Source organism: Paenibacillus sp. LS1, assembly GCF_026013365.1.
In the GTDB taxonomy this organism is placed as follows: Bacteria; Bacillota; Bacilli; order Paenibacillales; family Paenibacillaceae; genus Paenibacillus.
The window spans coordinates 358,774-372,828 of the sequence record NZ_JAPDOE010000004.1 but is presented as its reverse complement, the minus strand read 5'-3'; the positions used below and the strand labels follow the sequence as shown (position 1 = coordinate 372,828).

Sequence of the window (14,055 nt, the reverse complement as noted above, 5' to 3'; positions counted from 1 at the left end):
TTAGAATTCAAGAAGCAAAAAGGGTAAACCGAATCCGCGGGTTGCGGTTCTGCTTACCCTTCTTATGTTATTCCGCCGGGTACGAGCAGACGTAGTCAGTAACGCTGCGTATCTCCAGTTTAAATTTGGATTCGGCAGGCACGTGGAACGTAGCTTGACCTTGAATCTCTTGCCACTCTTCTTCTCCGGGAAGCAATACTTTCAGATCTCCGGACAGAATCTCCATAATTTCACGGGAATCCGTACCGAACTCATAACTGCCTGGAAGCATGATGCCCAGAGTCACTTTGCTGCCATCCCCCAAAATAACCGTTCTGCTGGTTACCTGACCATCATAATAAATGTTGGCCTCTTTCACTACACTGACTTGATCGAATTGTGACATGCGTACCCGCTCCCCTGAAGTTAATGAAAACAAAAGGCAAAACAGATCAGGGCGATAACGAGTCACCGCCCATCTCTGCGGAAATAACTTGCTGCCATGGATCAGGACAGCATAAAGCTCTCGCGACCATAGCAGCGCTTATGAAGCTATTACAGCAATGCTTTTACGCGGCTAACCACGTTGTCCACTGTAAAACCATATTCCTGGATAACACGGTCGCCAGGCGCGGATGCACCGAATGTGCTGATTCCGAGAATGTCACCTTGATCTCCAACATATTTCTCCCAGCCCATTGGATAAGCCATTTCAATCGCAAGACGAGCTTTAACATCCGGAAGAAGAACGGACTCTCTATAAGCTTTGTCTTGTTTCTCGAACAGATCCCAGCTTGGCATGCTGATGACGCGAACTTGGATGCCTTGTTCAGCAAGTGCTGCTTGAGCTTTAACAGCCAATTGCACTTCAGAACCTGTAGCGATAATTTGTGCTACCGCTTTGCCATCTTTTGCATCAGAGACAACATAAGCACCACGTTTCACGTTCTCACGTGAACCTTCAACCGTACCTTCCAGGATCGGCAGGTTTTGACGAGTGAGTACGAGTGCAACCGGGTTGCTCTTGTTCTCAAGCGCGTAAGCCCAAGCAGCCGAAGTTTCATTACCATCAGCCGGACGAATAACCGTCAGGTTAGGAATGATACGCAGGGATGCCAGTTGCTCGATCGGTTCGTGCGTAGGACCATCTTCACCAACAGCGATACTGTCGTGAGTCAGAACATACGTTACAGGCAATCCCATCAGGGCAGCCAGACGAACAGCCGGACGCAGGTAATCGGTAAATACGAAGAATGTACCTCCGAATACTTTCACACCGCTGTGCAGTGCCATACCGTTCATTGCTCCAGCCATACCAAATTCACGGATACCGAAGTAGATGTTACGGCCGGAATAATCTTCAGGTGTGAAGTTCTCCAGGTTGTTCAAGTGAGTCATTGTGGAGCTTTCCAAGTCAGCAGATCCGCCTGTCAGTTGTGGCACGTTGTGCGCCAGACCGTTCAGAGCGTTACCGGATGCTACACGAGTGGAAAGCGCTTTGTCTGTTGCTGCATATTTAGGAAGATCACGGTCCCAACCTTCTGGAAGGTCGCCGTTAATCGCTGTTTCGAATTGAGCTGCCAGCTCAGGGAATGCTTTTTTGTACTCGGCAAATTTCTCGTCCCAAGCTTTGTTAGCAGAGATACCACGATCTTTCACTTGTGCAAAGTGATCGCGAACTTCAGCTGGTACGTGGAAGTTTTCTTCATAAACCCATTTGTAATACTCTTTAGTCAATTTGGCTTCGTCTGCACCCAGTGGAGATCCGTGAGTACCGCCGTGGCCGCCTTTACCTTGTTTGTTCGGGCTACCGTAACCGATAACCGTTTTAACTTCGATCAGCGTAGGACGCAGTGTATCTGCTTGACCTTCCTGAATTGCTTTTTCGATTGCAGGCAGATCGTTACCATCTTCAACGCGCAGCACTTGCCAGCCATAAGCTTCAAAACGCTTCGCGATGCTTTCGGAAGAAGACAGATCCAATTTACCATCCAACGTGATGTCATTGGAGTCGAACAACATAATCAGTTTGCCCAGGTGCAAACGTCCAGCCAGGGAAGCTGATTCATGAGATACGCCTTCCATCAAGTCACCATCACCACAGATTGCGTAAGTGTAGTGGTCAACTACGTTGAACTTGTCTTTATTGTATGTTGCGCCCAGTTGAGCTTCAGCCATCGCCATACCTACAGCCATTGCAATACCTTGACCCAGTGGGCCGGTTGTTGCATCAACACCTGCAGTATGTCCGAATTCCGGGTGACCCGGAGTTTTGCTTCCCCATTGACGGAACTGTTTCAGTTCTTCCATTGGAAGATCATATCCGCTCAGGTGCAGCAAGCTGTACAGCAACATGGAGCCATGTCCTGCAGACAGGACAAAACGGTCCCGGTTAACCCAAGTTGGGTGGTCCGGGTTATGAGTCATCGTTTTTGCAAAAAGTTGGTACCCCATTGGAGCGGAGCCCATAGGCATACCCGGATGTCCGGAATTTGCCTTCTCAATTGCATCAATCGCCAAAGTACGTACGGTAGTAATCGACAGGTTGTCGATCGTGCTGTTCTCGTCCTTTTGAATCGCTTCGTTCTTGTCAGTCATGGTTTGTCCTCCTCATGTCTTTAGATAAGTCGGGTGCGCAAGCGAATCCCTCTCATCATACAAGCAAACCGAATTTCACAATAAGTGAATCCGCTTGAGTGTTTCATTTTGACTTATTCACTTTTGTATTGTATCACTTGGCGTGAAGCTTTTCCATAACCTTCTTTTAGAAGTTCGTGAAAAATCGGTTGTTTGTGATAAATAATCCCTTGCCAATCAAGCAAAAATCGCATTTCACAAGGCACTTGAATCCAAAAACAGACTTAACGAGCCTCGCAAATCCATCGCATGAAGTATAACCTCTAAGCTGAAAACCATGCATTTTTTAGATATCCATCCGTAATTCACATATAATATTCCTGAATATGGATTTGAAAGTGAGCTGCGGTTTACTTTTCAAATGTACATGCGTCAATCATAGGAGGTCGCGAACATGACAGATCCTGCTGCTCACCCATCCCCATCGGTAAAATACTCATTACCCTGGATATCCGGTATTTTAACGGGTATTCTGTCGGGAGTTGTCCTGGGATTTTTCCTCAAAGTGATTCAGGCCAACACCGGTGAACAAGTATATACCCTGCTTCTGAATATCGATTTTGTGCCTGGTCTTCCGCTAACCTTACCCGAATTCATTGAGTTTTCTTTGCACCTAATTGTGTCTGTTGCCATTGCCATCTTCTATTTGTGGTGGGTACAGCGCTCAGGCCTCCCTATGTTTAAAGGAATCTTGCTCGGTGCCGTCTCATCCCTGCTCTACATCCCGCTCTCTCAACTATCCCCACGTGTGCCGGACCTGTACGACTTGACCGCCATCCTCTACTGGATTGTTGGACATCTCCTGTTTGGTATAGTTCTTGGCTTGTGCGGAAAATATATCAACACGAAAAAAGCGACTCCCGTTTCGTAAACGAATTGGGGTCGCCTTTTTGTTAGTCTGTAGTCTATTACGTGGTTCCGAATCAACCTTGCGCAGTATTAAAGCATAAGCTTAAAATACAACGGTTTTATTTTCGTGAACAAGAACACGGTCTTCAACATGCCATTTCACGGCACGTGCAAGCACAACACGCTCAATGGTACGTCCAATACGCTTCAGCTCGGTTACATCATCCCCGTGGCTTACACGCTGCACATCCTGTTCAATAATCGGGCCGCCATCCAGTTCTTCCGTAACATAGTGCGCTGTCGCACCGATAATTTTGACACCACGGTTGTATGCTTGCGCATACGGTTTACCGCCCACGAAGGCTGGCAGGAATGAATGATGGATGTTAATGATTCGATTGCGGTAGTGCTCAATGAACATTGGAGAGATGATCTGCATGTAACGAGCCAGAATGATCACATCCACATCATTGCCGATGACGTCCAGTTGACGCTGTTCTGCTTCTTTCTTCGTATCTGCTGTAACCGGAATGTGATGATATGGAATGCCGAATGATTCTACATAGTCCTTCATGTCCAGATGGTTGCTGACCACAAGCGCAATATCTGCATCCAGGTCGCCTGCCTGCCATTGCCATAACAATTCAACCAGACAGTGATCTTCTTTGGATACAAAGATAGCCAGTTTCTTCTTGCGGCTAACCGCAGATAGCGTCCATTCCATTTGGAAACGGCTTGCCACTTCTGCAAAATCGGCTTCCAGTTTCGGCAGGTTGATTAACAACTGCGGAAGATCAAACTCAATTCGCATAAAGAACATGCCGCCAGCAGGGTCCATTGTATACTGGTCCGACTGAACAATGTTTGCACCATGCTGGTGCAGGAAGTGAGAGACGGCAGCTACAATTCCTGGACCATCCGGACAGGAAATAAGCATGCGCGCACGATCGGCGCGGTTTTTAGAATCAGGGCGTACTTGTTTAGCGTGGATCTCCATCGGGTTATTCTTCCTCCTTCAATTAAGCCATGACCTGCGGGGGTTAACCCGCAAGCCATGCAATCAAGCGATGATTCAGTTGTTCTTCATTCAAATGCGGGAATAGTGCAGCTTCAGTCACCATGTCATAGAGGCGTTCCAGCGGTTCGCGCGGATCTGCCTTTTTGGCTTTGGCATCATTTTTGAGCAACGTCCACACATCCAGAATATACGAACGAGACTCAATCTCTTTACCTTTGAAAAAGTGTTGCAACTGTTCTACTTCTGTCAGGAAATCCTGGCCGAATCGACCGGCAACATCCCCACGAAGCAGCGCAATCTCCACCTCATACATTGGACGCTGTGTCTTGGCCTCTTTACCAATCCAAGGTGTCTCCAGAATAAATGGACGTCCTTGAAGCTTCTCATGGTTGACGATGTGGTTAATCGCTTCAAACCCGATCCAGCCAGAGCCAATTGGTGTATGACGGTCCTTGTGCGCACCCACAGCATTCTTACTATCATTAATATGCATTACGGCAATGCGGTCAAGTCCTACCGTGCGATCGAATTGTTCCAGTACACCGTCAAAATCATTAACAATATCATATCCGGCATCATGAATGTGACATGTATCCATGCACACAGTCAGGCGCTCGTTATACGTTACTTTCTCGATGATCTGGGCAATCTCTTCGAAACTGCGACCCATCTCCGTACCTTTGCCAGCCATGGTCTCCAGAGCGATGTTTACATCCGTCTCTTTCACACCCTCCAGCACTTCATTCAACCCTTCTGCGATCCGTCCGATCCCATAGTGGGCATCTTTGTCTGTAAATGCGCCGGGATGTAATACGATGTTTTTCACACCAATAGCATGTGTCCGACGAATCTCTTCCTGAAGGAAATCTACAGCAAGTCTAAACGTGTTATCTTTGTATGAGCCAAGATTAACAATGTACGGTGCATGGACAACGATATCTTCCATTCCACCCTCTTGCATGGCAAGCTTGCCTTCTTCAATATACATGGACTCAATTGGCTTGCGACGTGTATTCTGTGGTGCACCCGTATATATCATAAACGAACTGGAACCGTACGAGGACGCTTCCTTCGTTGCACTCAATAATCCCTTGTCCGAAAAGGACACGTGGGAGCCGATTTTCAGCATTGATGATCCCCCTTAATCTGAATTATCCCTTATTCTAACGCGATTATCGAAATAAATCTAGAAATGCGCTATAATTCGGGATAGAAGCTATTTTTGGCAGCTAATATGTGGAACATGGTGGGCGAAATCCGTCTTTCCGTGAAAATCAATGAACCGAGGTGACTCCGTAATGATTTTCGACTCCTACGCGATGATACTGACCAGCAGTTCCCCCAGCAATTGGTTTATGAATACGATCGCATTCTGGACTTTTTTATTGCTCGGCAGCATGTGTATCGGTGGATTTTTTATGATGCGCAAGTTTTTGAAAGTGCTACCAAAAGCAGACGGAAAGTCCAAACTGGATTGGCAGAATTATTGGGTTGAAGCCAGCCGTCACTTATGGACCGATGAAGCCAAAGCTTTTTTGGATCAACTTGTGGAGCCTGTGCCTGGGCCATTTCGTGACATCGCTAAGCATTCCATTGCTGCAGAGATTGGTAAAATTGCAGTTGAAGACAGCGCCACGGAAGTTTCGAGAGATCATTGCATCAAAGGATACATTATTGCCACACCGAAGCGGGATAATAAGTTTTTGGTAAAATTTCTGGAGAAAAACAAAATTGATTATTCCCCTTATCAACACTTGATTAAATAAATCACAAAGATGAGTTAAACCATATATGGATTTGGTTAATTAGATACAGATATGCTCCGTCAGGTAAGTCGTTCCCAACAGGCATTGCTTACCGTCCGGGGCTGTTTGTCGATTCAAGGGTGTACGTCAGCGCAGTGAAAATACAGAGAGGATGTTTGATATGAAAATTGCCATTTGTGGAGGTACCGGATTTGTGGGAGGAGCACTTGTAGATTACTGGCTGCAAGCCGGGCACCATGTGAAAGTTATTACACGAAATCTGCCTGACTTGCATAATCCAAGTAAAAATCTTACATATATATCGTGGGAACAAGTCGAAGAACAACCTCACTTGCTGGAAGGTATGGACGCTCTCGTTAACCTTGCCGGAGAAACGCTGAATCAACGTTGGACAACCAAGGCGAAGCTGGAGATTGTTGAATCCAGAGTAACAACCGTAGCACGGGTAGCCCGATTGGTGGAATCTTTGGAACAAAAGCCAGAAGTGGTTGTTCAGGCTTCTGCCATGGCCATCTATGGAACCTCCCCTAATGAAACCTTCGACGAGAGCAGTCCGCAAAAATCCATGAACTTCCCGTCCCGGGTCTCGGAACAATGGGAAGTTGCTGCAGATGCAATCAAAAATGTTAGACTCGTTAAAATTCGGGTAAGTCTGGTTCTTGGACATAAAAGAGGGGCTTTTCCATTGATGAAACTGCCTTATATGCTAGGTGTTGGTGGCAAAATTGGCAGTGGCAAGCAATGGACTAGCTGGATTCACATTATGGATATCGTCAGACTGATTGACTTCACTATTCAGAACAAACAGATTTCCGGGCCTGTGAATGCTTCCACACCAAATCCCGTTACCAATGATGAATTTGGTCGCACGGTGGGTAAGGTGTATCATCGCCCTCACTGGTTCCCCGTACCCAGCTTCCTGATTAAAACCTTGGTTGGTGAACTATCCGTTGTTGTGCTTCAAGGGCAACGAGTTATCCCGCAAAAAGCACTCGACCACGGATTCCAATTCACCTTCCCTACCTTAACCGAGGCTCTGGAGGATCTGAAGCACCGCGGCTTATCTGACTGATTGAACTACAGCTTATCCAATCGACCGATAAGTGTAAACTGATTCCGCAAGTGTAAATGTGTCTCCATCCGCCAATGGATACTCCTTATACGGAGCAAGAATATTGCCCTGAAGAATGGTTCCATTGACGGAACCCAGATCCTTAATCACATAGCCCGATTTGTTCCGGCTCAATTCCACATGAGCACGGGACACACCGGTCGCTGTATCCACCCACTGAACCATGTCTACTGATCTTCCGATTACAAAAGACGCTCCCTGCACATCCATCCGTTCTTGGTCACCGCTTCCGGATCTTCGTTCAAGATAAAATGCGGGTACCACCGGGCCTGCCGATATATTGTTGCCTGGAGTCAGATTCTGCAAATTCACGGTTGCTTCCGCAACTGTATTATGTCGGATTAACTCCGAAGTTGAAGCTACTGTTCTATCCTGGTGCTGAACGAATGGTAGTTCGGAATGGTCAGTGGTCATATGCAGATTTTGAAAACGGGAATGCACACTACCTTCTGAATCGGATTCAACCGCTTGGTTTACACGTTCCTCAGACCTATCAGCTGTATTCCAGCGCCAACTCTCCTGAAATAGTTCCTCTTCAGCTTCCGTTTGCTTGTCTTTGTTCTTGCCTAGGCTGAATGAAAAAGACCGCTTGTTCTCTTTGCCAGTCTCAGGGTTCACCCTGCTGCGCTTCCATGTCCATCCTGCTACACCCAGCAAGCCGAGGCTGAGTAACGCTGATAAGATCATCTGTGTCTGTCCTGGTTGCTCCATGTATATGAATCTCCATACTAATGCCATAGCCACCATGCAGCCTAATATGATATACGTTACTTTGGACGATCCGGACTTTTGCTCTACTTCGATATCAACATGCTCTAACGAGTCATACGAGTTACCCGATCCCTGATCAACGCTGTTTGAGCCCGCCAATGAAGATTGTCCAGATGGGCGTCTGCCTGGAAAGGTTCGGGATCTCTCCGGAATGTCTTCAACCTCAGAAGCACTCATTTTCTGCGGCTGACGGAAATTTAGCTGCGGCTCCACAGAAGCATTTTGAAAAAGAGCACTGGGTTGATATGGTCGAGAATGACCAGTAGCTCGCATGTTATCCCGCTCAGAAATCGATGAATGAAGATTGCCTCTTGGATCATCCACTGTGTCCGACGTTCTGGATGAGAGAAATGCTGCGTTTCCTCCATTCTCTTGCTCGTCAGCGTATAACTCCAGCAAAAGCTCTCGCAATTGTCTGATATCCCAACGTTCATTGTCGCATAACTGCAGAACTCGCTGAATGCCTTCTCCCTGCAGTTCCTGTACATGGGCCATCAGTCTGATCACTAGCTCTCGGAATTGCTGGGGCGTCGAATCGACTTCAACCGTATCCATAATCGGTACATATACCATCCCAATCTCCCCCTGTTCAAATGAACCATTAATGAACAAGTATTCCTCCTGAATCAATAATTTACGAGGTTCCAGCATATATTGTCGGCATTCCGTGAAGGCATCGGCCAGTTGAAATAACAGACCGTACAGAACACGCAATTGAATTTTGCTTGACTTTAACATCTGAGATAACATCTTGTAGCCTGATATGTCATACTGCAAAGTTACATTCCGATCCACTTCACGAATATGCACAGGAAGAAGGCGCGGAATTTGATTCGAAGACAACATCCCCATCTGCACCCGGCTCAATTCCTCCATTCGTAACCCTTCTGCTTTTTCCAAAACCATGAACGCTCCGCCGTTACGGATAAAATCTCTCGTTAGTCCATACATGCCAATCCTCTCTTTCCATTGCTATATAGGATCAACTAAAGAAAGTTACACTGGGTACTTCGATGACGGAACAACCTTCCGATCGCTGTTATCCCCAGATTTCTTGATTCCCTTCTATAAAGGGGGAAATCCGGGGATAAAGGCGAGCGCTCCGCTTCTTCAGGTTTTTTCGTCCTCTCCGTTCTCGTGTAAAAAGTTTAGTTGATATAAGTTGAGTTACAATACACCACACTCTTCCACTCCAATCGCAGTGCTATCTTCGATCACTGTTATCCTAACGTTTTCCAGACTCCTGATATCAAGGGAAAAGTCCTGAGACAAGAACCGTGATAAATCCAGGTAACACCGCCAGCATAAACGGAAACTTCAATGTCTTCTCTTTGTTTACCAGCTTGAGCGAACCGAGCATGAAAAAACCTGCAAGACTACCTGCCATACCTCGAATCCGTTTCGCTGAGTCCTTGCGGAATAGAAGTATCACTAGACCAATTGCTCCCGCATACAAAACGGAGTAAATAATGACATGAATGCCAAAAGCGAGTCCCGTCCATGCCCCAATACCACCAAACAGTTTCACATCTCCTGCTCCTACCGCTCCAATTGCATACATCAAGAATAAAATACCAAAACCTGCTGCAAATCCAGCGGCTGAGAACAAGAAACCATCCCAACCTCCCCATATGATATGGGCTAATACGCCAGCGGCAGTCACGGGTAAAGTCAATCGATTTGGAATTTTCATGGAACGAATATCTGTAATAAAAGCTGCAATGACGTATATGCCACAGGCAAAGTAAAACCACTCCACCCTCCATCATCTCCTTTCTTATTTTCTGGAGGCCACGTTAAACGTAGTCTCCGTCTTGACACCGTCTCCTGTCTCGACAACAAAACTCCATGTTCCTTCTGTGGTCCGAGTACCGACAAACCAGTTCCATTCAATAATTCCATTCTCATCCGCGGTGGCCCAACCGATGTGCTTTGCAGAACTTTCACCTGACTTGTAAAATATCGTTAAGTTGGCTGTCGCTCCTGGTTCTACCTTCACCTTGATCGTTGCATTGTTGCCTATGTAAGCCGGGTCAGGCTTAGACAGTACCGTTGCTGAACCCGCAGTATCCCCGTCTCCTCCACTGCCATCTGATCCTTCTCCCGTATCTCCAATCCATACCCGTTCTGCCGCAGCAGCCTGAATGCGCAGCGACTTGCTGAGAAAGGGTACTTTTACCGGCAATTCATAACTCAGTTCAAGTCGGAAATAAGGATTTGTTTTGTTCTTAAGATCAGGTATGGAAACACCGTTCACATGCACACGTTCCATATCCAGCAGAGTTGGCTCGATAAATGGTTGAAGCAACGGTTTGACCGTCGGATCAAGCACCGTTTCCAAGACTGATGTCTTGATCTCCTGTAGCGGTTGTTCACCACTGGCCGCAGCTGAACGCACCCAATCACTTAATGGCTCTGGTAGAGAAGAAGCATAACTTTCTGCCCATTCCGTTAGAGACAACTCAGGTATCTTCCAGCCCCCTCCAGAGCCTTCACCACCGGCAGAATCAGAAGGTGTGAACACAAGGGACACCGGATATATTTTCGTCGACAGCTGCTTTACCGCTTCCCCCGCCGTACTTTGCAGCGCTGTGGAGATTAGAGTCATTTGCACAATGAAGATTAGAAACATGATAAAGAACAGAAAGACAGGCAACACCAGCGAAGCTTCCAATACCATGCTTCCCTGTTCCTTTTTCGGAGAACACATCTGCTTATTCAGAGACTTCAAACGTTGCAATCTGATTATTCGTGTTAAAAGAATATGCAATTTTGCACTCTCTTTTTCATATAGTTGCTGCTTATCCATAATCCCTCCACCGAAACGATCCCGATTATTCAATAGGAATAATCCGCCTTCCGTTCAATGAAAAATCGCCCACCTTCAACCTGATCCGCACTCCCCATAACTGCACCTATGCTTCTAACTACCCCTGGTAAAAACCACAACTTGATGCTGCTGCGCATGTTACCCGAAGCATACGTTTGTTTCTCATCCGGGTTCACACCGGTATTCAATCGGATCAGAGCCAGCATTCTGGACATTTTGCGTTCATTGTTGCTATGCATCAGGAGAAACAACCGGAGATGGTCCCTGTACGTCAGTTTGACTTTGATATACTTGAACAATTCCACACTGCCTTCTTTTGCTAGTTTCACCATATCCGCAATGGCATTTGTAATTCCGTATAAAATTGCCGCAGATAACACGAGAAGAGGATTTCCCAGCTTACTGTGCTCAATTAACCCTTCTGCTGTCCGAATAGCCAGTCGCATCCCAAAGATCTCTGCATATGCAGCAGCGATGTTGCCTGAAGGGTTATGAAACCCGTAAACGATATACTCCAGTTCCTGATTCTCCAGTTTGAAAACATCACCACCATCTCCACCACCTTCAGTCCAGTTTAATAGCTGCCCAAAATCCATGGAGTTGAAATAGGCTAAAGCATATTCATTCTGAAACAATTCGTCGCCAAGACTATCCAGCAGACCTGACATCCCGCCAAACAAACTGTCCATTCCCTTCATGGCATCGCCACCAGACTCATAGGGATCACCCGCAATCTCTGCCTTTTTGGCTTCCTCACGACTAGCCTCGTTAAAAGCAATATTAGCGTTGTAATATTCCTCCAACTGTTTGAAAGCGTCCATTGAACCGGAACTTCCATTCTGGATTTGCGACAAGATTCGTTTGAGTTCCTTCAATTTCCCTTTGGATTCTTTGTCATTCGCTTTCCGCTGGGCATCCGACCCACGGCCACTCTCCAGCTGCTGCTTACTCTGTTGAATGAGGTTAGCAGGACCGTTGCGTACGTATGTGTCCATATATCGTTCGGTAATCTGACTTGCCTGTCTGACCGCGGGTTTAATCGGAATCCCACTCATTCCTGTAACGTTGCGAAGCTGATTATTCAAATCCATGTTGTCTCTTCTGACGTTGTCGAAGTCCGAATTCTGTGAAACCACACGTGCCTTCAACTGATCAAATAGGCTATCTGCCCTTACAAGCTCTGAGGCGAGGGAACGTGTGCTTCTGGCTTCACTGCCTGATCCAGTAGATGCAGGAATCGTTCCAGGCAGATTCGAGTTGCCCACGTTGTCATAGCTGGCATTCTGTGAACGGTTCTCCCCCTCCGCAATCACACGTTTCATTTCCTCATTAATCTTGCGTGCTTCTTCGATCTTGGACTGTGCTTCCTCCAGCTTCGTTTGATGGGTCTGTAACGCCGGTTGTATGATCATGCTGATGCCTGTCACCACATTACCAACACCCGTCCGATAACGAGCCAGTTCCAATATGTATTGTTGCTCTCTGAACGGCAGTCCCTCATCTGCCTGTTTCTTGCTTAGATAATCTGCATAACGTGCCGCCGCCTCGGCAGCTGTCTCTGGTGTTTCTTCCAACATTTCTTCATAGATGGCTTGTGAAGGCGGGTCCATGATCAACTTTGGAAGATTCTTCAGCTTCTCCGCGGATTGCGTCTGATTGGCAATGGCTTCGTCCAGTAGTTCTTCACGTTTGTCATATAACTTCTGTAATTTTTTTAGCAAGTCTACCGTATGCGCGGCTTCCTTCATCTCGTCTGATATCGGTTTGAACCGATTGATCACTTCAAGGGTAAAATCAACCGGAGCCCGATACTTCATATCCTCCTGAATCTGGCGATTAAATATATCGTATCTGCCCAGTTCGCGCTCCATACTCAGCGTAGTGGTATCCCACTGAATATCCAGAATGGGGAATCCATCTTTTACGGATGAAGGCTTCACGCTATCGTTCAGCACTTTAGCCATAATCGCATCCCCGCTGCTGTCGCCATACCCAAATAAACCATACTCCCGGAGTGATGTATCATAGGCTGACATGACGGATCTCATCGCAGCATGTGTCATTCGTTCGGTCTGCACCTTGAATGCAGCAATACGAGCGTAATCAATGAATATAGCTACAAACATATAGACTCCGGCCAATATTAATATTAAAAAAAGGGTTACGGCTCCCAACTCACCGTCTTTTTTTCTAAACAGCTCCGCCCTCCTCCTTTACTCACTTTTTGCTTTTGCCAAAATGCTGCACAACCTGTCCCGCTTCCGCAGCAGTACTTGCGGCTTCTCCGCCTTTACCTTTAAACTTGGCTGCGTAATAACGGACCAGATCTACCGTTCGAATGAATTCCACCGGTTCAACAACTGCGGATGATCCTTGAGTCAGTACACGGTTACCTGAATCGAACAAAAAAGAAGGAAGAGGCAGAGAGATTACCTGGTCCAGCTTGGTCGTTACCTTCCGCTGAATCAGAGAATTCTGATACTCAATTGTTCCTTTCATAGCTGAGGGCATATGTTGCACCGCTTGTGCTAATTTCTGTTCCGAGAGACTTCCGCCTTCACTAGCAGGTATAGAAACGCTAACCTGATTGTCCGCTCCCGCCCAGCCAAACAGTGCGCCAAGCATACGATCATCAGTCAGTCTCCAGTACAGATTGTCATGTTCTCCAGCGACAAATTCACCCGTCATCGCCTGCTTGTGGCTGTTGTCCCAGCTATAAGCTGCACGTTCGGAAGCTGCATAGGCGTGTTGATTCAGGAATGTCTTTTGATACATGTACATGGTAAAGAAGAGCAACAACACAAGAATAAACAGCACAACAGGGAAGATCAGGGAGGCTTCAACGGTGAAGCTCCCCTCTTCCTTCTTCAGCCTGTTAACCCGGGAAAAATTCATTACTTTTTGTATCCACTTTTTTAAGAAGGTCTGTCACCAACGTCTTAATTTGGTCTTTAAAAATCAAAGCAATAATGATAATAACCCCGATAATCAGAATCAACTCCAACGTGCCGAGTCCGTCCTCTTCTTTCCAAAATGCGCTTACCTTGTTTTTTAACACTTCCATCATCCCAAT

13 protein-coding genes are annotated in these 14,055 nt (G+C 46.6%); 3 read left to right on the top strand and 10 right to left on the bottom strand.

Annotated features, from left to right (window positions below; translation table 11 throughout):
* Positions 1–67: 67 nt before the first annotated feature.
* Positions 68–385 carry a pyrimidine/purine nucleoside phosphorylase gene (locus tag OM416_RS18870; RefSeq protein WP_017689983.1) on the bottom strand — a complete coding sequence of 106 codons (318 nt, stop codon included), beginning with the start codon at positions 383–385 and terminating at the stop codon, positions 68–70.
* Between the two features lie 149 nt (positions 386–534).
* Positions 535–2,577 carry a transketolase gene (gene tkt, locus OM416_RS18865; RefSeq protein WP_264932011.1) on the bottom strand — a complete coding sequence of 681 codons (2,043 nt, stop codon included), beginning with the start codon at positions 2,575–2,577 and terminating at the stop codon, positions 535–537.
* 433 nt (positions 2,578–3,010) lie between these two features.
* Between tkt and OM416_RS18860 the strand changes: the two genes are divergently transcribed.
* Complete coding sequence (locus tag OM416_RS18860; protein WP_264932009.1) at positions 3,011–3,487, top strand: hypothetical protein; 477 nt, start codon at positions 3,011–3,013, stop codon at positions 3,485–3,487.
* Between the two features lie 81 nt (positions 3,488–3,568).
* On the opposite strand, the gene purU is transcribed toward OM416_RS18860, so the two are convergent.
* Together purU and OM416_RS18850 are read right to left on the bottom strand one after the other, a co-directional pair.
* Positions 3,569–4,462 carry a formyltetrahydrofolate deformylase gene (gene purU / locus OM416_RS18855; RefSeq protein WP_062833143.1) on the bottom strand — a complete coding sequence of 298 codons (894 nt, stop codon included), beginning with the start codon at positions 4,460–4,462 and terminating at the stop codon, positions 3,569–3,571.
* Between the two features lie 43 nt (positions 4,463–4,505).
* Positions 4,506–5,612: a deoxyribonuclease IV gene (locus OM416_RS18850; protein WP_264932006.1), complete on the bottom strand. Its 1,107-nt coding sequence runs from the start codon at positions 5,610–5,612 to the stop codon at positions 4,506–4,508.
* A 169-nt stretch (positions 5,613–5,781) separates the two neighbouring features.
* Between OM416_RS18850 and OM416_RS18845 the strand changes: the two genes are divergently transcribed.
* Positions 5,782–6,249, top strand: a complete 468-nt coding sequence (locus tag OM416_RS18845) for a DUF2621 domain-containing protein (RefSeq protein ID WP_264932004.1) — start codon at positions 5,782–5,784, stop codon at positions 6,247–6,249.
* A gap of 160 nt (positions 6,250–6,409) precedes the next feature.
* Positions 6,410–7,321, top strand: a complete 912-nt coding sequence (locus tag OM416_RS18840) for a TIGR01777 family oxidoreductase (protein WP_264932002.1) — start codon at positions 6,410–6,412, stop codon at positions 7,319–7,321.
* Positions 7,322–7,333: 12 nt separating this feature from the next.
* Here the strand turns inward: OM416_RS18840 and OM416_RS18835 are convergent, their stop codons facing one another.
* The 6 genes from OM416_RS18835 to OM416_RS18810 all read right to left on the bottom strand — a co-directional run bounded on the left by OM416_RS18835 (position 7,334) and on the right by OM416_RS18810 (position 14,049).
* Complete coding sequence (locus OM416_RS18835) at positions 7,334–9,103, bottom strand: FHA domain-containing protein (RefSeq protein ID WP_264932000.1); 1,770 nt, start codon at positions 9,101–9,103, stop codon at positions 7,334–7,336.
* Between the two features lie 298 nt (positions 9,104–9,401).
* Positions 9,402–9,911, bottom strand: a complete 510-nt coding sequence (locus OM416_RS18830) for a prepilin peptidase (RefSeq protein ID WP_264931998.1) — start codon at positions 9,909–9,911, stop codon at positions 9,402–9,404.
* Positions 9,912–9,929: 18 nt separating this feature from the next.
* Positions 9,930–10,961: a pilus assembly protein gene (locus OM416_RS18825; RefSeq protein WP_264931996.1), complete on the bottom strand. Its 1,032-nt coding sequence runs from the start codon at positions 10,959–10,961 to the stop codon at positions 9,930–9,932.
* Positions 10,962–10,990: 29 nt separating this feature from the next.
* A complete protein-coding gene (locus OM416_RS18820) occupies positions 10,991–13,108 on the bottom strand; it encodes a hypothetical protein (RefSeq protein ID WP_264931994.1) in 2,118 nt (705 codons plus the stop codon).
* 91 nt (positions 13,109–13,199) lie between these two features.
* Positions 13,200–13,877, bottom strand: coding sequence for a TadE/TadG family type IV pilus assembly protein (locus OM416_RS18815; protein WP_264931992.1), 678 nt, complete (start codon positions 13,875–13,877; stop codon positions 13,200–13,202).
* Entirely contained in the window at positions 13,858–14,049 is a 192-nt protein-coding gene (locus OM416_RS18810; RefSeq protein ID WP_264931989.1) for a Flp1 family type IVb pilin, read from the bottom strand. The genes OM416_RS18815 and OM416_RS18810 overlap by 20 nt, the downstream gene beginning before the upstream one ends.
* Between the last annotated feature and the right edge of the window lie 6 nt (positions 14,050–14,055).